The sequence below is a fragment of the Streptomyces sp. NPDC046197 genome (assembly GCF_040646295.1).
Taxonomy (GTDB): domain Bacteria; phylum Actinomycetota; class Actinomycetes; order Streptomycetales; family Streptomycetaceae; genus Streptomyces.
Genome location: NZ_JBEYZY010000015.1, coordinates 138,399 through 159,264 on the forward strand (window position 1 = coordinate 138,399; position 20,866 = coordinate 159,264).

At 71.9% G+C, this 20,866-nt stretch carries 20 protein-coding genes, 3 tRNA genes and 1 pseudogene; 14 read left to right on the forward strand and 10 right to left on the reverse strand.

All coding sequences use genetic code 11. The features are described 5' to 3' along the window. Positions 1-44 precede the first annotated feature (44 nt). Positions 45-1,499, reverse strand: coding sequence for an FGGY family carbohydrate kinase (locus AB0A61_RS22225; RefSeq protein WP_361294690.1), 1,455 nt, complete (start codon positions 1,497-1,499; stop codon positions 45-47). A 184-nt stretch (positions 1,500-1,683) separates the two neighbouring features. After that, positions 1,684-1,983, reverse strand: a complete 300-nt coding sequence (locus AB0A61_RS22230; protein ID WP_361294693.1) for a YtxH domain-containing protein — start codon at positions 1,981-1,983, stop codon at positions 1,684-1,686. A 146-nt stretch (positions 1,984-2,129) separates the two neighbouring features. On the opposite strand from AB0A61_RS22230, the gene AB0A61_RS22235 reads away from it, so the two are divergent. The 3 genes from AB0A61_RS22235 to AB0A61_RS22245 all read left to right on the forward strand — a co-directional run bounded on the left by AB0A61_RS22235 (position 2,130) and on the right by AB0A61_RS22245 (position 2,532). Then, positions 2,130-2,202 (forward strand) — tRNA-Asn (locus AB0A61_RS22235). Between the two features lie 5 nt (positions 2,203-2,207). Further along, a tRNA-Asn gene (locus AB0A61_RS22240) sits at positions 2,208-2,280 on the forward strand. Between the two features lie 178 nt (positions 2,281-2,458). Then, positions 2,459-2,532 (forward strand) — tRNA-Ile (locus AB0A61_RS22245). Positions 2,533-2,948: 416 nt separating this feature from the next. Here the strand turns inward: AB0A61_RS22245 and AB0A61_RS22250 are convergent. Both AB0A61_RS22250 and AB0A61_RS22255 read right to left on the reverse strand, forming a co-directional pair. Continuing rightward, entirely contained in the window at positions 2,949-3,203 is a 255-nt protein-coding gene (locus AB0A61_RS22250) for a Txe/YoeB family addiction module toxin (protein WP_361294696.1), read from the reverse strand. Beyond that, entirely contained in the window at positions 3,200-3,463 is a 264-nt protein-coding gene (locus AB0A61_RS22255) for a type II toxin-antitoxin system prevent-host-death family antitoxin (protein ID WP_361294699.1), read from the reverse strand. The genes AB0A61_RS22250 and AB0A61_RS22255 overlap by 4 nt, the downstream gene beginning before the upstream one ends. Positions 3,464-3,746: 283 nt before the next feature. Here AB0A61_RS22255 and AB0A61_RS22260 point away from each other — a divergent pair, with 283 nt between their 5' ends. Beyond that, on the forward strand, positions 3,747-5,429 hold the full coding sequence (locus AB0A61_RS22260; protein WP_361294702.1) for a hypothetical protein: 1,683 nt from the start codon (positions 3,747-3,749) through the stop codon (positions 5,427-5,429). Between the two features lie 610 nt (positions 5,430-6,039). Here the strand turns inward: AB0A61_RS22260 and AB0A61_RS22265 are convergent. Continuing rightward, entirely contained in the window at positions 6,040-6,663 is a 624-nt protein-coding gene (locus tag AB0A61_RS22265; protein ID WP_361294705.1) for a TetR/AcrR family transcriptional regulator, read from the reverse strand. A 91-nt stretch (positions 6,664-6,754) separates the two neighbouring features. Here AB0A61_RS22265 and AB0A61_RS22270 point away from each other — a divergent pair, with 91 nt between their 5' ends. The 3 genes from AB0A61_RS22270 (at position 6,755) to AB0A61_RS22280 (ending at position 9,572) form a co-directional block, all read left to right on the forward strand. Continuing rightward, entirely contained in the window at positions 6,755-7,708 is a 954-nt protein-coding gene (locus tag AB0A61_RS22270; protein ID WP_361294708.1) for a beta-ketoacyl-ACP synthase III, read from the forward strand. Positions 7,709-7,936: 228 nt separating this feature from the next. Further along, complete coding sequence (locus AB0A61_RS22275) at positions 7,937-8,377, forward strand: pyridoxamine 5'-phosphate oxidase family protein (RefSeq protein ID WP_361294711.1); 441 nt, start codon at positions 7,937-7,939, stop codon at positions 8,375-8,377. Positions 8,378-8,699: 322 nt separating this feature from the next. Then, positions 8,700-9,572: a universal stress protein gene (locus AB0A61_RS22280; protein ID WP_361294714.1), complete on the forward strand. Its 873-nt coding sequence runs from the start codon at positions 8,700-8,702 to the stop codon at positions 9,570-9,572. A gap of 67 nt (positions 9,573-9,639) precedes the next feature. On the opposite strand, the gene AB0A61_RS22285 is transcribed toward AB0A61_RS22280, so the two are convergent. From AB0A61_RS22285 to AB0A61_RS22295, 3 genes are all read right to left on the reverse strand, one after another. After that, the gene (locus tag AB0A61_RS22285) at positions 9,640-10,089 is read right to left on the reverse strand and encodes a pyridoxamine 5'-phosphate oxidase family protein (RefSeq protein ID WP_361294717.1); all 450 of its coding nucleotides are present in this window, start codon (positions 10,087-10,089) and stop codon (positions 9,640-9,642) included. Positions 10,090-10,362: 273 nt separating this feature from the next. After that, positions 10,363-11,067 carry a CBS domain-containing protein gene (locus tag AB0A61_RS22290; RefSeq protein ID WP_361294720.1) on the reverse strand — a complete coding sequence of 235 codons (705 nt, stop codon included), beginning with the start codon at positions 11,065-11,067 and terminating at the stop codon, positions 10,363-10,365. Positions 11,068-11,094: 27 nt separating this feature from the next. Beyond that, positions 11,095-11,550: a cyclic nucleotide-binding domain-containing protein gene (locus AB0A61_RS22295; protein WP_361294723.1), complete on the reverse strand. Its 456-nt coding sequence runs from the start codon at positions 11,548-11,550 to the stop codon at positions 11,095-11,097. A gap of 773 nt (positions 11,551-12,323) precedes the next feature. On the opposite strand from AB0A61_RS22295, the gene AB0A61_RS22300 reads away from it, so the two are divergent. Both AB0A61_RS22300 and AB0A61_RS22305 read left to right on the forward strand, forming a co-directional pair. Further along, complete coding sequence (locus AB0A61_RS22300; RefSeq protein WP_361294726.1) at positions 12,324-12,743, forward strand: arginine deiminase family protein; 420 nt, start codon at positions 12,324-12,326, stop codon at positions 12,741-12,743. Beyond that, positions 12,677-13,069 (forward strand): annotated as a pseudogene (locus AB0A61_RS22305) (carbamate kinase); the annotation flags it as partial. The gene AB0A61_RS22300 and the pseudogene AB0A61_RS22305, both read left to right, overlap by 67 nt. A gap of 25 nt (positions 13,070-13,094) precedes the next feature. Here the strand turns inward: AB0A61_RS22305 and sulP are convergent. Next, complete coding sequence (sulP, locus tag AB0A61_RS22310) at positions 13,095-14,807, reverse strand: sulfate permease (protein ID WP_361294729.1); 1,713 nt, start codon at positions 14,805-14,807, stop codon at positions 13,095-13,097. A gap of 227 nt (positions 14,808-15,034) precedes the next feature. Between sulP and AB0A61_RS22315 the strand changes: the two genes are divergently transcribed. The 4 genes from AB0A61_RS22315 (at position 15,035) to AB0A61_RS22330 (ending at position 18,648) form a co-directional block, all read left to right on the forward strand. Further along, entirely contained in the window at positions 15,035-15,655 is a 621-nt protein-coding gene (locus AB0A61_RS22315) for a hypothetical protein (RefSeq protein WP_361294732.1), read from the forward strand. Positions 15,656-15,798: 143 nt separating this feature from the next. Next, positions 15,799-16,704, forward strand: coding sequence for a universal stress protein (locus AB0A61_RS22320; protein ID WP_361294735.1), 906 nt, complete (start codon positions 15,799-15,801; stop codon positions 16,702-16,704). Positions 16,705-16,983: 279 nt separating this feature from the next. Continuing rightward, the gene (locus AB0A61_RS22325; protein ID WP_361294738.1) at positions 16,984-17,922 is read left to right on the forward strand and encodes a universal stress protein; all 939 of its coding nucleotides are present in this window, start codon (positions 16,984-16,986) and stop codon (positions 17,920-17,922) included. Between the two features lie 201 nt (positions 17,923-18,123). Further along, a complete protein-coding gene (locus AB0A61_RS22330) occupies positions 18,124-18,648 on the forward strand; it encodes a hypothetical protein (RefSeq protein ID WP_361294741.1) in 525 nt (174 codons plus the stop codon). A gap of 117 nt (positions 18,649-18,765) precedes the next feature. Here the strand turns inward: AB0A61_RS22330 and AB0A61_RS22335 are convergent, their stop codons facing one another. Continuing rightward, a complete protein-coding gene (locus AB0A61_RS22335; RefSeq protein WP_361294744.1) occupies positions 18,766-19,467 on the reverse strand; it encodes an ANTAR domain-containing protein in 702 nt (233 codons plus the stop codon). 395 nt (positions 19,468-19,862) lie between these two features. On the opposite strand from AB0A61_RS22335, the gene AB0A61_RS22340 reads away from it, so the two are divergent. Continuing rightward, positions 19,863-20,795, forward strand: a complete 933-nt coding sequence (locus tag AB0A61_RS22340; RefSeq protein WP_361294747.1) for a sensor histidine kinase — start codon at positions 19,863-19,865, stop codon at positions 20,793-20,795. The last annotated feature ends 71 nt before the right edge of the window (positions 20,796-20,866 follow it).

The window sequence follows — 20,866 nt, forward strand, 5'->3', positions numbered from 1 at the left end:
CCGTACGGGTGACTGTTCCGCCTCCACCCTTTGCGGAATGGGAGTTATGCCCGGAATGCCCCCGGGTGGGTCTGCTCGCGCACGGACACGTACTGCTGGCGCACCGCCTGGCCCACCGCCAGTTCCTCGCCGGGTTCCAGGACCTGGGCGACCGCGCCCTGCCAGGCCGGCGGAGTGCGCGGGTCGAGGGCGCCCTGGGAGACGCCGAGCGCCCAGGCCGCCTGGCGGGCCGCACCGATCGCGGCGTAGTCCGCCGGCTGCGGCACGACGACCTGCACGCCGAACAGCGAGGGCGCAGCGGCCTGCACGGCGGGCAGCTCCGCGGCCGGCCCGAGCAGGAAGATGCGCCGCACCTCCACGCCGCGGCCGCGCAGCACGTCGAGGGCGTCCGCGAGCCCGCACAGCATGCCCTCGAACGCGGCCCGCGCCAGATGCTCCGGCTTCATCGACTCGCGCCGCAGACCGGCGAGCGTCCCGGCGGTGTGCGGCAGGCTGGGGGTCCGCTCGCCCTCCAGGTAGGGCAGCAGGACCAGGCCGTGCGACCCCGGTGTCGACTTCATCGCCAGGTCGGACAGGCTCTCCAGGTCGGACAGCCCCAGCAGTTCGGCGGTGCCGCGCAGGGCCCGTACGGCGTTCAGCGTGGTGACGACCGGCAGGTGCATGCCGGTCGCGTCGGCGAGCGAGGTGATCATCCCGGTCTGGTCGACGAGCGCCTCGGGGTGGACGGCCATCACGGACCCGGAGGCGCCGAGCGAGACGACGGCGTCACCGAACCCGAGCCCGAGCCCGAACGCGGCGGCCATGGTCTCCCCGGTCCCGGCGGAGATCAGCAGCCCCTCCGGAGTCGTGCCGGCCGCCTCGGCGGGCCCGATCACCTCGGGCAGCATGGCCTGGTGACCGAGCGCCAGCTCGACGAGGTCGGGCCGGTAGGCGCCGGTGGCGGCGGACCAGTACCCGGTCCCGGAGGCGCCGCCGCGGTCGGTGGTCCGTCTGGCCGGCCGGCCGAGCAGCTGCCACACGAGCCAGTCGTGCGCCTGCATCAGCACGGCGGCGCGCAGGGCGGCGTCGGGTTCGCTCTTGGCGAGCCAGCGCAGCTTGGTCACCGGCTGCGCGGCCTGCGGCACGCTGCCGACCGCCTGGGCCCAGGCCTCACGTCCGCCGAGCGCGTCGATCAGGTCGGCTGCGGCGACCTGGGCGCGCCGGTCGCCGCCGACCAGCGCCGGCCGCACGGTGTTGCCCTGGGTGTCGAGCGGGATCAGCGCGTTCTGCTGCGCGGAGACACCGATGGCCTGCACGCCTTCCAGCAGCCCGCCGCCCGCGGCCTCCCCCAGCGACAGCAGCCAGGCCTGCGGGTCGACATCGGAGGGGCGGCCCTTGCCTTCGGGGTTCTCCACCGGATGCGGCGCATACCCCTGCCTGAGCACGGCTCCGGTGTCCGTGTCGCAGACGACGATGCGAGTGAAATCGGGCGAGCTGTCCAACCCGGCGACTATCCCCATGGCGAAAATTCTGCCGCATCGCCGCGCCTGCTTTGGCCGTGGCCGGTCAAGGGGGTCGGGCTGCTGGTGGTACCGGCGGGTCCGGGGCCGTCGTGGGCGGGGGCGCGGCTCCCCGCGCCCCCGGGTGGGAACAGCGATCGCCGCCGCAACGGTGCCGCTTGGGCAACGCTGGTGATGAACACACCTAGGTGTTGCTGGTGCCCCAGTCGTCCTCGCCGGTGCCGGTCCGCTCGCGCAGGGAACGCACGCGCTGGCTCACCGAGTCGGGCACGTGGTCGCCCACCTTCTCGCTCACCGCGTGGTAGGCCTTGCCGGCGAACTCGCGGCCCTGCTGTGCCGCCGTCTCGGCGGTGTTGCGCACCGCGGGGTTCTGCGCGACCTGGCGCGCGGACTTCTTCAGCTGTTCGTAGCGCTCGCGTCCGGCCCTCGTGCCCAGCACGTAACCCAGAGCGAGCCCAGCGATGAACGCGAGCCGGTAGCGCATGGTGGCCACCCTTCCCTTGCGTCGAGGTCGGAGCGGGGGGGTACCGATTGGCGGAGCACCCCCCTGCTTGCGCTAATGTATGTGTCGCAGCGAGCGCGCGCCCCCTGGCGGATACCCAGGTGGGTACGTTCGATGCAACGAGGCATTCCTCCGTAGCTCAATTGGCAGAGCAGCCGGCTGTTAACCGGCAGGTTACTGGTTCGAGTCCAGTCGGGGGAGCTCGGTCCTCCGTAGCTCAATTGGCAGAGCAGCCGGCTGTTAACCGGCAGGTTACTGGTTCGAGTCCAGTCGGGGGAGCATGCTGAACAAGGGCCCTTCGGGGTCCTTTTTCATGTCCCGGGGAACCGCCGCGCCCGCGTCGAAGTCCTCAAGGTCATGAAGGGCCGCGGTAAGCCGACCATGGCGAAGCAGGAGATCGTATGAGCGGCTATGCTGCGGCAGACGGCGCGCACACATGTACGCGACGCGCCGTAACGGGGCGGTAGCTCAGCCGGTTAGAGCAGCGGACTCATAATCCGTCGGCCGTGGGTTCGAGTCCCACCCGCCCCACCCAGGCTCCTCCCAGGAGAACCGTTTCTACCTGCGGAAACGTGAGAATGGGGGTCACCACTTCAGAGTGGCGACCCCCATTCATACGTTCAGACCAAGATCCAGGGGACGCGCAGGGGACACGGTCAGGCGACATGCGAGTCATAGCCGGAATTGGCCGTATCGCCTGATTGGCGCCGTGGGTGGAAGGCCTCGGCTCTGGGCTGCCTCTTCCGTACGCCGGGGCGCCGCAGTTCCGGGGCGGGCATATCGGCGGTCGGCGCGTTCGCACTGGAGCGCCCGCACTCCGCTGCCGGCTCGGCCCACCGCTACGAACGGGACGAGCAGTTGGGTGCTCTCCGTCGGCGGCGTCGCCACGCTTTGCGGGCCGGTGATGGTTCTTCGGACCGAGTCAGTAGTGGTATCGAGGGACCGAGTCAGTAGTGGTATCGAGCCTGGACGATGATCAACTCATCGTCGGTCGGCTTGTACACGAGTCGGTGCGTGTCGTCGATTCTCCGAGACCGGTAGCCCGACAGGTCACCCTTCAGGGGCTCCGGCTTGCCGATGCCCTTGAAGGGATCGCGCATGGTGTCGTCGATCAGCTTGTTGATGCGCTTGACCATCTTGCGGTCACTCTCGGCCCAGTAGGTGTAGTCCTCCCAGGCGTGGGACGTGAACGAGATCTTCACGCACGCTCCGCGTCGGGGTCGATCAGCGCGCGATTCCGGGCCTTGCCGGCCTCTGCCTCGGCGATGGAGTCGAGCAGGCGGCGGGCGTTCTTGGGGGAGCGCAGGAGGTGCACTGTCTCGGTCCATGAGCTGAAGTCCTCTTCGGACATGAGCACGGCGTTCCCCTTGCGGGAAGTGATGTGAACCGGAGCGTGATCCTCGTTGACCTGCTCGATCAGCGGGAACAGGTTCTGACGCGCCTCGCTGGCGGTGATGGACATGCTTGCTGCCCCCTTTCTCGACTTGTACAAGATATAGTACGAGTCTTGGTCGTGTCCACAGATCCCGGCGCGTCCGCTGGAGTGGTGTATCGAAGCCACTCGGTGGTCTCGTTTGCGGCTATGCAGTGGGTTCGGCGGGCAGGGCGGCCTGTCTCGCCGTTTCCTGTCCCGATCGGGTAGAGGCGGCCCTTGGCCGGCAAAGTCAAGTCCCATGTAGCGGGGGCCTCCACCCACTCGTCGTTCAGCTCGGTCGGCACCGCGCCTTCCGCGGTTGAATACCGGTGTGGCACGGAAAGTGGTGGGATTCGACGAGGACGATCTGAGGGCGCTGGCCGGGGCTCGGTCCTTCGAGCGGGGGCTGGGGTATCTGGACGCGGTGAGCGGTCTGGAGGTGGGGGAGGACTCGGTCACCGCCGTGGTGCACGGTACGGATGTCTACGAGGTGGAGCTCACCCTCGGCGGCGAGGAGGGGATCTCGGGATGGTGCGACTGCCCGTACGGACGGGAGGCCAACTTCTGCAAGCACTGTGTGGCGGTCGGGCTGACCGTGCTGCGGCGGGCGAAGGCGATCCCGCATCAGCAAGCCGCGGCACGGGCGCGGTCTTCCGCCCTGGAGGTGTGGCTTTCGGCGCTGTCAGGTGACGAACTCCTGGCGCTGGTGCGGGAGCAGGTCGCTGAGGACCGGGAACTACGTCGGCGTTTGGAGCTGCGGGCAGCCGCTGCTCGTTCCGACCTCGGTACGGTCCGGGATCGGATCATCGCCCTGATCGATCCACGGCCGTTCGCCCGGTACGGGTACATCGAGTACGCGGATGCCTCCGGGTATGCGCGACAAGTCGCCGAGGCGGCGGGCGCCCTGCGCGCCTTGACCGCCGACGGGCAGGCGGCACAGGCGGTCGGTCTGGCCGAGGAGGCGATCCGGGTGTTGGGGGAGGCTTACGGGGAGATCGACGACTCCGATGGCGTGGTCGGGGAGGCCGCCGCCGCGGTGGCCGAGGTCCATGTGGAGGCCTGCGGGGTCGCCCGCCCCGATCCGGATCGGTTGGCCGAGTGGCTGGTCGGCACGGTGCTCGACGACAGCAACGACGTGACCGACCTGGATCCGCTCGACTATGCCGACGTGCTGGGGCCGAGCGGACTGGCCCGCACGCGGCAGCTGACGGCCGAGGCGCTGAGGCGCAGGCCGTCCGGCTGGGCGGAGCGGTACCTGATGGAACGTCTGATCAAGGCAGCGGGTGACGTCGACGCGCTGGTCGCCCTGCATGCGCAGGACCTCGACCCGTCCGGTGCCACTCATCTGCGTATCGCCGAGGAGCTGGAATCGGCGGGACGTGTGGACGAGGCGCTCGCCTGGGCGGAGCGCGGACTGCGAGAGTGCGCCGCCGAGGCATACATCGATGGCCGCCTGGTCGACTACGTGTGCGCGCGGTACGCGCAGACGGGGCGGGCGGCCGACGCGGTCGCGGTGCGCCGGGACCCGTTCCGTCTCGAGCGGTCCCTGGCCGCCTACCGGCAGCTGCGCTCCGCCGCCCGGGCTGCGGACTGCTGGGAGGCCGAGCGCGCGGCGGCGCTGGCCACCTTGGAGGAGGACGCCCGTCGTGCGCGCGGCGGCCGGTACGGCGGGCCCCTGCTGATCGACGCGTTGCTCGACGACGGCGACCTGGACGCCGCCTGGCGGGAGGCCGCCGGCCGCGCCGACGACCGGCAGTGGGCGCAGCTCGCCGATCTGTCGCGCGAGACGCGCCCGGCCGATGCGCTCGGCGTGTACCTGCGGCTGGTCGAGCGGTCGAAGGAGCCGACGGGTGACCGCGCCTACGAGCACCTGGCGCGGCTGCTCCAGGCTGCCCGTGACTGCCATCGCGCGCTGGGGACCGAGGACGCGTTCACCCTGTTTCTCGCCGACCTGCGGGTGGAACTGAAGCGCAGGCGGAAGCTGATGAGCATCCTTGACCGGCACGGGCTGTGAAGGGGCTCCGGCAGAGGCCTCATCGGCGATGGGAGAACGACCGGGACAGGGGCCGGCTCTCCCCGTCGGAAGGCAATTCAGCTGCCGGAGGGTGGTGAAAGGGGGCCACCCCATTACTCGACCTGGGCTGATGCAGCTCGACGTCCCCCAGTTCCCCTCACGGGGGGCTCTGCGGACCGTCAGGGGACACGCAGGGGACGGAAGGACCCGGAAAAATCAGGAAGGCCGACGCGGAGCCCGAACGGCAGAGTGCTCCTGACCTGCGGTTGTAGGAAAGACGAGGTAAGAGCCGGGACGGATCGGAAGATCCGGAAAGGACTCATAATCCGTCGGCCGTGGGTTCGAGTCCCACCCGCCCCACCACAGTGGGTCGGTGCAGGAACGTTTTCACCTGCACCGACTCTGCGGCCTCCAGCCCGGCGACGCGCGGAACGACACGCCGAAGATCGTGGTGCAGCTCCAGGCGGGCGTCTGCCCCCAGCGTTCACGGGCGGCACGCAGGTCGCGTTGGACTTCTGAGGGCGGGTCCGAGCCCCCCGTACACGGTGCGCACCGGCACGCTCCACGGAGCACCGGTGCGCACCTCCCGCGGGCGGGGCGGGCTCGAAGGTCAGTCCGCGCGCGGCTGGTCGGTGCCGAGCAGCCTGGCCAGAGCGTGTCGGGTCCGGGCAGGTGCGGTGGTGTCACCGAACAGCTGGATCGACTGATTGAGGTTCAGGTACAGGCCGACCAGCTCGAACACGATCTGCTCGGGGTCGGCGCCCGACGGGAGTTCGCCGGCCTCGACCGCGTACCTCAACTCGCTGACCAGGCGGCGTCGCCAGACGGTGAGCAGGCGTGCGACGGTGTCGCGGACGGGACCGGTGTGGCCGTCGAACTCGACCGAGGCCGCGGTGAACAGACATCCTCCGGGGAACTCGGCGCGCTCGGTGTCCAGGAAGGCGATCCACGCTTCGCACACGGCCTGAAGCCGGGTCAGGCCGGGCGGCAGAGCCGCAGCCGGCTCCCACACCAGCGACGTGAACATCGCCGATGCCCGCTCCAGAGCCGCCAGTTGGAGTGCCTCCTTCGTTCCGAAGTGGCCGAGCACCCCTGCCTTGCTCATGGACAGATCGATGGCGAGGCGCCCGATCGTCAGGCCGGCCAGACCGTCCACCGAGGCGATCGCGACACTGCGATCGATGATCCGCTGCCGGGTCCGGCGGGATTCCGCGATGGTGTTGCGTGGACTCATTCAGCCATGGTAGCCGACCGTCCTCAATATAGCGTCCGACCGTTCGGATGCTATATTCGCCGGGACTGCCGTCGACTCGAGGAGAGCCGCCATGCCGGGAGCCCGCATCGCCGCGCTCGGGCACTACCAGCCCGCGCGCGTCCTGACCAACGATGACCTGGCCAGGATGGTGGACACCAGCGATGCCTGGATCCGTCGGCGCACGGGGATCGCCACGCGCCGTATCGCCGACGACGAGTCCGTCGTCGACATGGCCGCGGCCGCCGCGGGCAAGGCTCTTGCCGACTCGGGGCTGGAGCCGCAGGACATTGGGATGATCACGGTGGCGACGTGCTCGGCGATCGACCGTTGCCCCTCCACGGCGGCCCAGGTGGCGGCCCGCCTGGGTATTCCCTCCGCCGTCGCCTTCGATCTCAACAACGGATGTGCGGGCTTCTGCACGGCCCTGGCCACCGTCAGCCACTCGCTGCGCGCCGGTGCTGCCCGCCACGCCCTGGTGATCGGTGTCGAGAAGATGTCCGACGTGACCGACTGGACCGATCGCGCCAGTTGCATCCTGCTCGGCGATGGTGCGGGTGCCGCCGTGGTCAGCGCGTCGGACGCCGGTGCCGACGCCGACGGCATCGGTCCCGTCGTCTGGGGGTCGGACCCCAGCCGCTCCAGCGCCGTACGGCTGGTCGACGACTGGCAGCCGCGTTTTTCCCAGGACGGCCAGACGGTCTTCCGCTGGGCCACCACCGAACTGGCTCCGCTCGCCCTCGAAGCCTGCGCGCGAGCCGGCATCGAGCCGTCCGACCTCTCGGCCGTCGTCACCCACCAGGCCAATCTCCGCATCATCGAGTCGCTGGTGCAACAGCTCGGCCTGCCGGAGAACGTCGTGGTCGCCCGGGACGTGGTGAACTCCGGCAACACCTCGGCCGCGTCCATTCCGCTGGCCCTGTCCAAGATGGTCGAAGGCCTGGAGGTACCGTCCGGCGGCCGGGTGCTGCTGTTCAGCTTCGGCGGCGGGCTGTCCTGGGCGGGGCAGGTGGTCACCTGCCCGTAGGGAAGGACTGGTGAGCGCCTGCCCGTAGGGGGACTTGTTACGCGAGTCCCCCCGTCCTGGGAGGACAGCGGCCGCCCCGGCGGTGCACGGGCCCGGCCGGCCCCTCGCACGCCCCGCCACCTCGGGCCGCTCTCCGGCAGGGCTGGGCCGGTGGTCCCTCACACACGGCCGGCGCCCGGCCCAGCATGGAGGGTGTTCCCCTCCACTGGTCGAAGGGCGGGCCGGCTCATGTACCCGAACGATGGCTTCCGTGAACTGGGCCGACAGGAGTGCCTGCGCTTGCTGGCCACGGTGCCTGTCGGCCGTGTCGTCTTCACGCGGCAGGCCCTGCCCGCGGTGCTGCCCGTGAACTTCCGTGTGGACGAGGACGGGGCGGTGCTGCTGCGCACCTGCGCCGCCTCGGAACTGGCTCGCGCGGTCGACGGCGCGGTCGTCGCCTTCGAGGCGGACACGGTCGACGCGGACACCCACTCCGGCTGGAGCGTCGTAGTGACCGGCCGGGCCGCCCTCGTCACCGACCAGGCCGAACTCACACGCCTGGAACGGACTGGCCTCCGTTCCTGGGCCCCCTCTCCTCAGCAGGTCTTCGTGCGTATCGAGCCCGATCTGGTCACCGGGCGTGAGCTCGCCGGCGGGCACACGATCTACGGCTTGCACGTCCCCGCCTGACCAGCGGCGCCGCCACCCCGCCACGGACCGAACGGCCCTCCGGCGAGGGGCCGGACGGCGTGGAGGCAGGTTCTGCCCCCGTCCTCGTCCCCGGCCGGACCGACGCCCCGTCCGCCGTGGACGGCCTCGGCGCCTTCTCCCGTCCCTCCGCGACCGCCCGTCCCTCCGTGACCGCCCGTCCCTCCGCGACCGCCCGCCCCTCCGCGACCGCCCGCCCCTGGGGCCGCCCGGCCACGACACCGGGACCAGTGGCCCCTCCAGCCTCAAGTGGCTTGCGGCCAGACTGAGTTCGGATCGCAGAGGTCCGAGAAGGAGATCCGGCATGCCCCGCACCATCACCGCAGGCGTGGACGGCTCCCCCGGCAGTCTGGCCGCCGCCGACTGGGCTGCCCGGGAGGCCGTGCGCCGCGACGTCCCGCTGCGTCTGGTCCATGCCCTTCGGCGGCCCTCGTCGAGCGGTGGCGTGGACCGCGTGCTGCGAGAGGCCGAGGCGAGGATCGCGCGCCGCCACCCGGACCTGAGGATCAGCTCCGGCCGCGTTGCCGCGGAGCCGGTCTCCGCCCTGCTCATGGCCGCGGAGGACGCCGATCTGGTGGTGCTCGGCACGCGCGGTCCGAGCGGCGGCGCCGCGGGCTTCCTGGGCGGCTCGGTTGCCCTCGCGGTCGTGGCGCGCAGCCGACGGCCCGTCATCCTCGTGCGGCACGGACGCCCCCGGGACGAACACCAGCCCGGCACCCTTGACCCCGCACCGGAGAACACCGCGCTCCGCGATGTCGTCCTGGGCCTCGATCTGACGGATCCGCACGAGGCCGTGATCGAGTTCGCGTTCGACGCGGCCCTGCGCCGCGCGGCCGGCCTGCGCGTCGTCCACGGCTGGAGCCCGAAGCCGCACCCCCACGGCAAGGCCGGTCCTGCCGATGCCGGACGGCGGGCCGAGCCGGCCGGGGCCAGGGGAGGGCCCACAGTCTCCGAGGTGCTGAGTCCCTGGCGGGACAAGTTCCCCGGTGTCGAGGCGGCGGAGCAGGCCGTGATCGGCCTGGCCGGTTCGCATCTGACCGAGGCCTCGCACGACGCGTCCCTGGTCGTGATCGGCCGCACCGAACGCCGGCTGCCCCTCGGGGCGGCGATCGGCCCGGTCGCCCAGGCCGTGCTGGGTCACAGCGCGGCACCGGTGGCGGTGGTTCCGCACCACTGAGCCCACCGCCGCGGCCTGATCCGCGGTGATCCGGACGACATCCCCCTGGTCGTCGGCTGGTCGTCGGCTAGTCGTCGGTGACGAGGCGGATGCCGGTGATCAGGTCGGGGCGGATGCGCACGGCATAGTCCATGGTCTGCTTCACCCAGGGGCTGAGCAGTGCCTGGTAGCGGGCCAGCTCGTCCGGATCGGTCACCAGGTGGGCGTAACCGGTGACCACCACACTCCAGCCGAGGTGTGTGTCCGGGTCGATGGCGTCGGCCTCGTAGGCGACGACGACACCCGAGCCGTCGGCCTCCCGGGCGCGTGTGGTGAGGGCCGTGCCCTCGTGCGTGCGGATGACGATGTCGCCGTTGTCCAGAACGTGGTTCACCGGGCGCACGGTCGGCAGCGCATGGCGGGTGAAGACGATCCTGCCGAAGGACAGGCTGCCCAGCAGCCGCAGCGCTTCGTCACGGTCCAGCTCGATGCTCTGGCGGGGCCCGGCAGGAAGGGTCTGGGCGTTGTCGATGGTCATTGCGGGCTTTCGTGAGGATTCGTTGCTCACTGCGGTGGTGTCTCCGGCCGACGAGCCGGGATGTGAACCGGCGCCCGTCCGCGGCAGGGGGTCGGGCAGCAAGTCGGGGCAGAAGCCGCGGACGGGTCCGGTCAGGTCATTGGAACGGCGCCGGAGCTCCGCACGCCAGGGCCGTTCGGCCCTCCTCCGTGTCCGGCCGGCCCTGCGCACCACTCCCGCAGCAGGCCGTGCGCATGATCCGCTGCATGCCTTCGGGAGCCCCTGCGCCGTCGGTCAGGCCGAGGACAGGCTCTCCTCGCCCTTCGCGGGCACAGCGGCCGGTCGTGTCGCGCGGTCGGATCCGGTGAGCTCGAACTCCACGTCCACCACACCCTCGACGGCCCGCACCAGCCGCGCGGCCACCGGAACCAGGGATGTGTCCCGGGCGTTGCCGATGAGCTTGACGACGCCGTTGCGTACCTCCACCCGCACGGCCGGCGCCGACGCGGGGAAGAGGTACGCCACGACCTCGCGTCGCACCTCCCCGGCGATCTCCTCGTCGTCCCGCAGGAACACCTTCAGCAGGTCGGCGCGGCTGACGATGCCCTCGAGCATGCCCACCTCGTTGACGACGGGCAGTCGTTTGACCTTGGCGTGCGCCATCATCCGTGCGGCCTGGGCGAGGGTCGCGTTCGCCCGGACGGTGAGGGCGGGGGAGGTCATCAGGTCCTCGGCGGCGAGCCCGCCCGCCTTCGCCAGGTCGCCGAGGCGACGCAGCTGGGTGGCCCGGTCGGGGTCGCTGTCGCGGAACTCCTCCTTCGGCAGCAGGTCGGCCTCGGAGACGACGCCGACCACGCGGCCCTCGCCCTCGATGACGGGCAGGGCGCTGACCTTCCAGTCCTGCATCATCTGCACGATCTCCTTGAAGGCGGCCCGGCGGCCGACCGCGGCGACCGTGTGGGACATGACGTCGCTGACGACGTACGGGGTGCCCTGCATGGTGACTCCTTTGTCCTTTCGGCACGCTCAGACGGTGCTGCCGGCGCCGTACGGGGCGTAGAGGTCCAGCAGCCGGGTGCTGGCGGAACGCAGCCGGTGGGCGAGTACCTCGCCGACCCACTGGGTGACGGCCTGGCCGAGTGCCGGGTCGTCCCGGCACATGGAGCGGACGGCCGTGGCGTCGAACTCGTAGGCCCGTACCGGCGTCGTCGCCGTGGCACCCAGGTGCCACACGTGCGGTGCGAAGCACCAGGAGCAGCCGAGGAGTTCGTTGTGTCCGAGGGTTTCGATGACGGCGCTGCGCCGGCCCGGCACGTGTGTGTCGAGTTCGATGGAGCCGGTGCGGATGATCCAGAACTGGTCAGCGTGGGCACCCTCGTTGAAGATCCGTGTTCCCGGTGGGAAGGACACCTCCCGGGCCAGACGCATGAGCCGTTGCCGGTGGTCGGCGGGCAGCGCGCGCAGCATGCTCGGGGTGTTCATGGCCTGCCTCCCGTGCGGGGGTTCGAGGAACCTGGCAGCTTCAGGGTGGGGTGGCGGCCGGGAAAGGGGCGAGAGGCGTCCGGCCCCGGAGCGCGGGCCACCCGGCCCGGAACGGAATCGCCGGGTGTGCGAAGTCCCGGAGCCGGGGCGCAGTGCGGAGGCCGGAACACAGTGCGGAGGCCGGAACACAATGCGAGGCCGGGGCACAGTGCGGAGGCCGGGGCGGGCGGCCAACGGCCTCCTGGCGCGGCGGGTGCGGCCCGGCGGTCGGGGCTCCGGGGCGAGCGATGACGGCCGCCGCCCGTGTGCCCGCACGGGCGGCGGCCGTGGCACGGGCGTCGTGCCTCCCCAACACGCGGCCCGCGCGGATGCCCTCCTGGCTCATGGGGTCCCGGGGGAGAAGGCCCCACCTTGAACGAGCCGGAAGGACAGGGCACCGCAGCCCGGTGACGGGGTGTCTGGAGGGATGGGCTGCAGTTCCTCCTCCCATTCTCGAGCCGGACCCGTCGCCCGGAAGCGGCCAACAGACCCCATGCCGTGGGCCGAAGAGCCCCGTCGCGCGGCCGGCCGTCCCTGTCGCCCGGGTGCACTGGGGGCGGCCCTCCGGCACCGGGACCATCGGGCCGGTCGTGGGGCCGTACGACCACTGACCTTGTCCGGCGGGGGCACAGAAAGCTCGGTCGCGGATCGACCCGCGCAACGTCGACTCGCTGCTCTTCGACGACGTCCTGTGAGCCAAGCGGGCCCGTGAGGAACACGACGCCTTCGCCCGGGTGCTGCGCGACCACGGTGCCCGCGTCCACTGCTTCACCGACCTGCCGGCCCAGACCCTCGACGTTCCCGAGGCCCGCGACTGGCTCCTGGACCGGGTCGTCACCCCGGCCATCCTCGGCCCCGCCTTCATGGACCCGGTACGCGAACTGTTCGCCGAGCTCGACGGCGAGACCCTCGCGGGCCACCTCATCGGCGGGCTGCTCATGAGCGACCTGCCGCTCGCCGCACCGCACAGCCTGGTGTGGAGCGGGCTCGACGCCGACGACTTCGCGCTGACCCCGCTGCCCAACCACCTCTTCCCGCGCGGCAACTCCTGCTGGATGTACGACCGGCTCTCCGTGAAACCGGCGGTGCCCTGGTGGTCTGCGCCGGCGGGGGAGGCGTCCCCGTCACCGCCGACCGCGACAGCGGAGCACTGACCGGCGTCGAGCTCATCGACAAGGACCTCACCGCCGCCCTGCTCGCCGAGGAGCTCAAGGCGGACTTCCTGCTCATCCTCACCGACGTGCCCTGCGTGTACGAGCGTTACGGCGCTCCGGACCAGCGGCCCGTCCCCGACGCCACGCCCGACGACCTGCGCCGTGCCGGCTTCCCGGCCGGCTCCATGGGACCCAAGACCGAGGCCGCCGCCCGGTTCGTCGAACGCACCGGAGGGCCGGCCGCGATCGGGGCCCCCGACGCCGCGTACGAGATCGTCCACGGCCGTTCCGGCACCCTGATCCGCCCGGATCTCGCGATCGGCTGATCGGGCACTGGTCGGCGCCGTCCGCCTACTGGTCCCCGCTCCACCTGCGGTACGCCGTCACGGCCGTCGGCAGGGTCGGGAAGATGAGGTTCGTGCCGACGGAGTCGGCCAGGCCGTACGCCTTCAGATCGTCCAGGAGGTCCTGCTTGACGCGGGCGAGGGCGAACACGATGCCGCGGTGGGTGAGTGCGCGGCGCAGTTCGTCCACCGCGTCGAGGGCCGTGATGTCGACCTCGACGTTGGCCTCGGTGTTGAGGACGAACCAGCGCACCGGGCCGGTCTGTTCGTCGACGGCGGCCAGGGCACGGCGGCGGAAGTTCTCCGCGTTGGCGAAGAACAGGGGCGAGTCGTAGCGGTAGACCAGCAGGCCCGGGATCGTGCGTGCCTGCGGGTAGTCGTCCACGTCGTGCATGCCCGCCATGCCCGGCACCAGCCCCTCGACCGCGTCGTGCGGGCGGGCCACCCGGGTCAGCAGTTCGGCCACCGACAGGCCGACCGCCACGATCACGCCGTAGAGGATGTCCAGGACGAGGACGCCCGCCAGGCAGCCGAGGGCGAGCAGGAGTTCGCGGCGGCGGAAGGAGGCCAGTCTGCGAAAGCCCGCCAGGTCGATCATGCGGACCGCCGCGTAGACGACGAGCGCGCCCAGCACGGCGGAGGGTGTGCGGGCCAGCAGCGGGCTGAGGAAGAGCAGGACCGCGAGCACCACCGCCCCGGCGACCAGGGAGTACGCCTGACTGCGGGCGCCCGTGGAGGCCGCGAGCGCGGTGCGGCTGGCGCTGCTGCTGACCGGGAAGCCGTGCACCGCCCCCGCACCGACGTTGGCCGCGCCGAGGGCCAGGAACTCCTGGTCGGCGTCCAGTCCGGGCTCGTCGTCGGTGCGGCCGGTGAAGGCGCGCGCGGTGAGGATGAAGTCGGTGTAGGCGACGATCAGCACGCCCAGGGCGGGCAGCACCAGGCGTGGCAGCTCGGTCAGGTCCGGCACGGCGAGCGAGGGCAGCCCCGACGGGACGTTGCCGATCACCCTGATGCCGTGCCGGTGGTCGAGGTCGAACACGGTGACGGCCGCGGTACCGAGGACCACGGCCAGCAGCGGTCCCGGCAGGGCGGGCGCATACCGCTTCACCGTGAACAAGAACACCAGCGCAGCGGCGGAGAACAGGACCGTGGCCGGGTCGGCGCCGGACAAGTGACCGGCGAAGGACCACAGTTGGGGGAAGAACTCCGAACCGGTCGTCCGCACGCCGGTGAGCCTGGGCAGCTGGTCCACCATCATGATCAGGGCCACCCCGGCCAGGTAGCCGATCAGGACCGGGCGGGAGAGCAGGTCCGCGAGGAAACCCAGCCGCACCGCCCGGGCGACCAGGCACAGCAGGCCGACCGTGAGCGCAAGGGCCGCCGCGAGGGACGCGTAACGGCCCGCGTCCCCGCCGGCGATCGGGCCCACCACCGTGGCCGTCATCAGGGCGGTCGTCGACTCGGGGCCGACCGACAGCAGCCGGGAGCAGCCGAACAGCGCGTAGAGCGCCAGCGCGGGCAGGATCGCCCACAGCCCGGCGACCGGCGGCAACCCGGCCAGCCCCGCATACGCCATCACCTGCGGCACGAGGTACGCGGCCACCGTCACGCCGGCGAGCAGGTCGCCCCTCCACCATGAACGCCGGTAGCCGAGGAGGGCGTAGAGGCCGGGCATCAGCCGACGCGACCACGAAATCCGTCCGCCCGAGCCCTGAGTCATGTGCCGCCTCTCTCCGTCCGGGTTCCCGCGTCCACGGGCCTGCGATCACCCGGGACTCGGCCCGTGTCCCGCCCGACGTACAGCCTTCCGGCCAACTGGCCCGGCGCGCAGGGACGTTCAGCCCCGCAGACAAAGACCTTCGGCATCCGGCACATCCCCGCGCACGCGACGAGAGTAAGGGGCGTCAAGCGCATCACGACCTGAACATCCCTGAAGGGATCACCGCTATGGCCGTGCACGAGCACTCTCACCGGAGCCCGGGCTTCCACCTGTCCTTCCGCAGGAACCGGACCGGCTCCGCGATCGCTGTGTCGGCACGCGTCGGCACGCACCTCACGCATGCCTACGCCCTCGCGTCCCTGCGCATCCTGACCGGGTTCGTCTTCCTGTGGGCGTTCCTGGACAAGACCTTCGGTCTCGGGTACGCCACGGCGTCCGGCAAGGGCTGGATCGACGGCGGGTCCCCGACGAAGGGCTTCCTCGGCTCCGTCGCCGCCGGGCCGATGGAGTCCACGTTCCACTCGTGGGCCGGTGCGGGCTGGGCGGACTGGCTGTTCATGCTCGGTCTGCTCGGCATCGGTGCGGCCGTCACGTCCGGAGTGGCGTTGCGTCCGGCCGCGGTGGCGGGTACCGCGATGATGGCGCTGATGTGGCTCGCCGAGTGGCCGCCGGCCAGGCACCTGTCGGACGGTTCACCGAGCATGTCGACGAACCCGTTCGTCGACTACCACGTGATCTACGCGGTGGCACTGATCGCCGTGGCGGCAGCGGGTGCGGGCGCCACGTGGGGCCTGGGCCGTGGGTGGGCGGGGCTCCCCGTCGTCCGTGACCACGCCTGGCTGCGCTGACCCCCACGCCGGAACGGCCCGTCCCGGCAGCCGGTGCGGGGCCCGTCGTCCCGCACGCAGGACCAGCGGCCTCTGCCGCGGAAGACCCCTCGAAACGACGCTGGAATCGGGTACCCCGTACCCCGATTCGGGAGGTGGAGATCATGTCCCGCACCATCACCGTGGGCCTCGACGGCTCGCCCGAGAGCCGTGCCGCCGCGGAATGGGCGGCCCGCGAGGCGGAGCTGCGCGCCCTGCCGGTCAAGCTGGTCCAGGTCTGGGAGCCGGTACCCGAACCCATGGCACAGGCGCCGCTGCTCGGCCCCGAGACGCACCAGCACTGGACCGAGAGGGTGCCCCGCGAGGCCGCCGAAGGCCTGCGGCTGCGCCACCCCGGCCTCGAGGTCGTCACCGAACAGCTCACCGGACCGCCGGCCGAGGCCCTGCCCCGGGTGGCGAAGGACGCCGAACTGCTCGTCCTCGGCTCGCGTGGCCTGAGCGGGATCAGCGGCTTCCTGGTCGGCTCGGTCGGCCTCGCCGTCGTCGCGAACACCGAACGGCCCGTCGTCCTGGTCCGGGCCGGCGAGCAGGCGGCGGACGAGCACCAGGCGGACCCGGCCGGCATCCCCTCCGCGGCCACACCGTTCCGTCCCGTCCTGCTCGGCCTCGACACCGGCGGCCCGGACGCGGCGCCGATCGAGTTCGCCTTCGAGGCCGCCGCGCGCCGCAGGGCACCGCTGCGGGTGGTGCACGGGTGGAGCGCACCGTACTACTACGCCTACGCCATGGCCCCCGTCCCCGAGGTCACCGAGACGGTGGCGCGGAGCGAGGCCGCGGCCCTGACCGAGGCGCTGAGCCCCTGGCGGCGGAAGTACCCCGACGTCGAGGTCGTCACGGAGTCTCGCTGCGGCAGCCCCTCGCTCCTCCTGATCGAGGCCTCCCGCGAGGCATCTCTGGTCGTCGTCGGCCGACGTGTCCGCCGCTCCTCCGTCGGCACCCACATCGGTACGGTCACCCACGCCGTCCTGCACCACGCCACCGCCCCCGTCGCCGTTGTCGCGCACGACTAGGGGGACAGGCGCTGCACGGCGTCGCCGACGACTGGCTGCGAGCCTGTGACGGGAGACGGCCGGCGATGCCGTGGCTGTCCGGCAGCGGCGGCCCGCTCGACCCCTCGGCCGCAACCCGGTACGTGCGGCCCATGTCCGCAGCCGCAGCCGCAGCCGCAGCCGCAATTCCGCGGCCGCAATTCCGCAGGGCCGCGGCCGCAATAGGGCCGGCACCAACGAGCAGACCGATACAGCGAGCAGACCAATACAGCGAGCAGACCAATACAGGAGGTGCGCACCATGCATGCGCCCGTCATTGCCGGAGTCGACGGATCGGCCGAGAGTCTCGCCGCCGCCGAGTGGGCGGCCCGCGAGGCGGAGCGCCGTGACCGGCCGCTGCGCCTGCTGCACGCCCGGAACCGGCACCCCCGCGACAAGGTCGGTGAACCCTCCCCCGAACTCCCGGCCTCCTTCCAGCAGGGCACCCCGGTCGCCGCGCAGCGGCCTCCGGCGCGGCGGGTCCTGCGCCGGGCCGAGGAACGCATCCGCGGCGCCGTCCCCGGCGTACGCATCGCCGGCGAGCAGGTCGAGGGTCCGGCGACCGCGGCCCTGCTGACGGCCGCCGAGCAGGCGGAGATGCTCGTGCTGGGCTCACGTGGCCTGAGCGGCTTCACCGGATTCCTGGTGGGGTCCGTCGCGCTGGCCGTGGTGGCGCAGGCCACCGGCCCCGTCGTCCTGGTCAGGGCGGAGGAGCGGGCCGAGGACGAACACGTCCCGGCGGAGGACGGCAGCGCCTCGACCCGTACCGGCTACCGGGATGTGGTGCTCGGTCTCGACGTCAACGACCCGTCCGACGAGGTGATCGAGTTCGCCTTCGCGGCGGCGAGGCTGCGACAGGCCCGGCTGCGCGTCGTCCACGCGTGGCAGCCACCGTCCGCGTTCGGCCTGGGCCCTGGTGACATCGCCCTGGTGAAGGACCCGTACCGGGCGGAGGAGTGGCAGGGCTTCCTGTCCGCCGTGCTCCAGGTGTGGCGGGACAAGTATCCCGAGGTCGAAGTCCTGGAGACGGTCGTACGGGAGAAGGCCGCGACCGCGCTGGTGCGGGCCGCCTCCGGGGCCGGCCTGCTCGTCGTGGGCCGCCAACTCGCCGACCGGCCGGTGCCGGCGCGCACCGGGCCCGTCACCCACGCCGCGGTCCACCACGTGAGCTGCCCCGTGGCCGTCGTCCCGCACCACTGAAAGGAGCCGTCGGTGGCCGGCCGCCCCCGGATCGGCCACCAAGAACCGGCCATGACTTCCTCTTGGACTGTCATGGCTTGAACAAACGTTCAATCAGTGGGGCCTCGGGTCGGCAAAGGCGTCTACCCGCATAGACCGCCCGGTGCTGTCATGCCCACGACCGCCCGGAACCGTTCCGGGCATCGCACCGGGAGACCCCACATGTCCCGAATACCGCGCCACCTGATCACCGGCCTGTCCGCGCTCGCCCTCGCGGGCGCGGGCCTGGCCGTCACCGGTGGCACCGCGCACGCCGCCGGCTGCAGCCAGGACTACCTGCCCCTGCCCGACCCCGCCTGTCAGCCGGGCGCACTCAACCCCGACGTCACCCAGAACACCATCGACTCCACGATCTGCGTCTCGGGGTGGACCGCGACCGTACGGCCCTCCTCCTCGTACACCACCGCGCTGAAGAAGAAGCAGATCGTCCAGTACGGCTACACCGACACCAGCACCTCCGACTACGAGGAGGACCACTTCGTCCCGCTCGAACTCGGCGGCGCCCCCAGGAGTGAGCAGAACCTCTGGCCGGAGCCCGAGTACGGCAGCGACACCGCGGCGAACAAGGACACCGTCGAGAACAAGCTCAAGAAGGCCGTCTGCGCCGACAAGGTCAGCCTTGCCGACGCGCAGGACGCGATCATCACCGACTGGACCACGGCACTGGAGCGCCTCGGGCTTAACTGAGGCCCGGCGGGATCCCTCGCCGGCGCCCGGGCGCCCCGCTGCCCTCCTGATCCCGGCAGCGGGGCGCCCCGGCCCGGCCTCATCGTCAGGAACAGTCACGAACCATCGGTACGAAGATCAGATGCAGCAGTGGGCGACGGCTGCGCGCAGGGCCGTGCGGATGTCCTCCGGCAGCGCCGGACCGTCGGGCTGAGCGCCGGCGGTGACCGCGGCGGCCACCGTGCGCAGCTTGGTGTTGGACCGTTGGGACGTCTCTCGCAGCACCTGCCACGCCTGCTCCGACGTGCAGACGTGAGCGGCCATCAGGATGCCGCGCGCCTGGTCGATCACCGGGCGGGAGGCCATGGCCCGGTGGAGCTGCTCGACCTCCGACTGCAGCCGGAACAGCTGCTCCGCCCGCTCCCGGGCCACCGCGGAGGCGGTCCGGGGCCCGGGGTGCCCTCCGGGACGGTGGGCCGACGGGCGCAGGGGGTCGGTGGTGTCCAGGCCGGCCAGTTCCAGTATCCGCCGCGGCTGGCCCGCCCAGCCGGTTGCCGTCACCGGGACCAGGTGCCGGCGGCGGTGGTCGTCCAGGGCGTCCAGGAACTCCAGCCCGGCCGTGTCCATGAAGGTCACCCCGACCATGTCGAGGTCTATCCGACCGGTGTCCGGCGGGAGCTCGGCCAGCGCCTCGGCCAGGGTGTCCGCGCAGCCGTGGACCAGTTCCCCGCGCGGGATGAGCGTCGCCCGTCCGTCCGCGTCCGTGCGCATGTCGATCACCAGAGCGTCGGGCAGCGTGCTCAACCGCCCCGCCAAAGGGTGTGGTGCCGCTGAGGTCATGTCCCCGCCTCGTCCGTTCCCTGAGGTCATCGCCTGCCCTCACGACGTCGCGTTTCCTGTCGTCGCCGGGTGCGGCCGTCGAAGCAGCGGGCGTACCGAACTCGGCGGCGTCCCGGCTGTGCTCCGTTCGCCTGCCCACTGCCCGACGAACTACACACCACCGCGGAATCCCGGTTCCGGTTGGGGACGGGTCGTTTGCCGGGCACGGGAGTCCGGGGAGGCGGAGAAGCACGCGGAAGTCCGTAGAGGCGGAGAGATGCGGAACTCCGTGGATGCGGAGGCATGCGTTCCCCGGTGCGGCGGGTACCCGCGGTGAGAGAGACCGGGCGACGCGGAGCATACTTGCTCCACGTCCAGCAACATCGGGAAGACGGTGGGAGCGAGGTGCCGACGTCATGACCGCCGTGGCCGAACCGTTCGTCCACCCCGCCCTGTTCTACCGGGACGAGCAGGAGTACCTCGCGGGCACGCTGCCGTTCGTGCGCGCCGGGCTGGAGTCCGGAGAGCCGGTGGCGGTGGCCGTACCCGGCGAGAACCTCCGCCTGATCGAGGCCGGACTGGGCCCCGACGCGGCCGCCGTACGGCTGCTGGACATGCGCCAGGCCGGACGCAATCCCGGCCGGATCATCCCCGGCGTGCTGCGCGCCTTCGCCGACGTCCAGCCGGACGGCCGCCGGGTACGGATCATCGGCGAGCCGGTGTGGGCCGGCCGCACCCCGTCCGAGTATCCGGCGTGCGTGCAGCACGAGGCGCTGATCAACGAGGCGTTCCGGGGCCGCGAGGTCACCATCCTGTGCCCGTACGACGCCCGGCGCCTCGACGAGCGGATCCTCGCCGACGCCCGCACCACCCACCCCGTCGTCATCCCCGTCGGCGCCACCGAGGGGGAGCACAGCCTCGCCTACGCCCCCGAGCACGCCGTCGCCCGCTACAACGAGCCGCTGCCCGTCGTGCCGGACGCCCTGTCCTTCGCATTCGAGGCGCGGACGCTGTCGCAGGCCAGGCACATCGCCACGGCCGAGGGTGCGCGGCTCGGGCTGGCCGGCACCCGGCTGCAGGACCTGGCCCTGGTCGTGGCCGAGCTGACCACCAACAGCGTGGTCCACGGCGGCGGGGCGGGCGTGCTGCGGGTGTGGGCCGAGGACGGGCGCGTGCTGTGCGAGGTGTGGGACGCGGGCTCCTTGGACGACCCGCTGGCGGGCCGCCGCCCCGCCGACCGCGACCAGCGCGGCGGCCGCGGCCTGCTGCTGGTCAATCTCGTCACCGACCTCGTCCGCGTCCACACCGGCGAGGAGGGCACCACGGTCCGCTGCTGGTTCACCTGCTGACGCACGAACCGCCGCCGCACGAACCGCCGCCGCGCGAACCGCCGCCGCGCGAACCGCCGCCGCGCGAACCG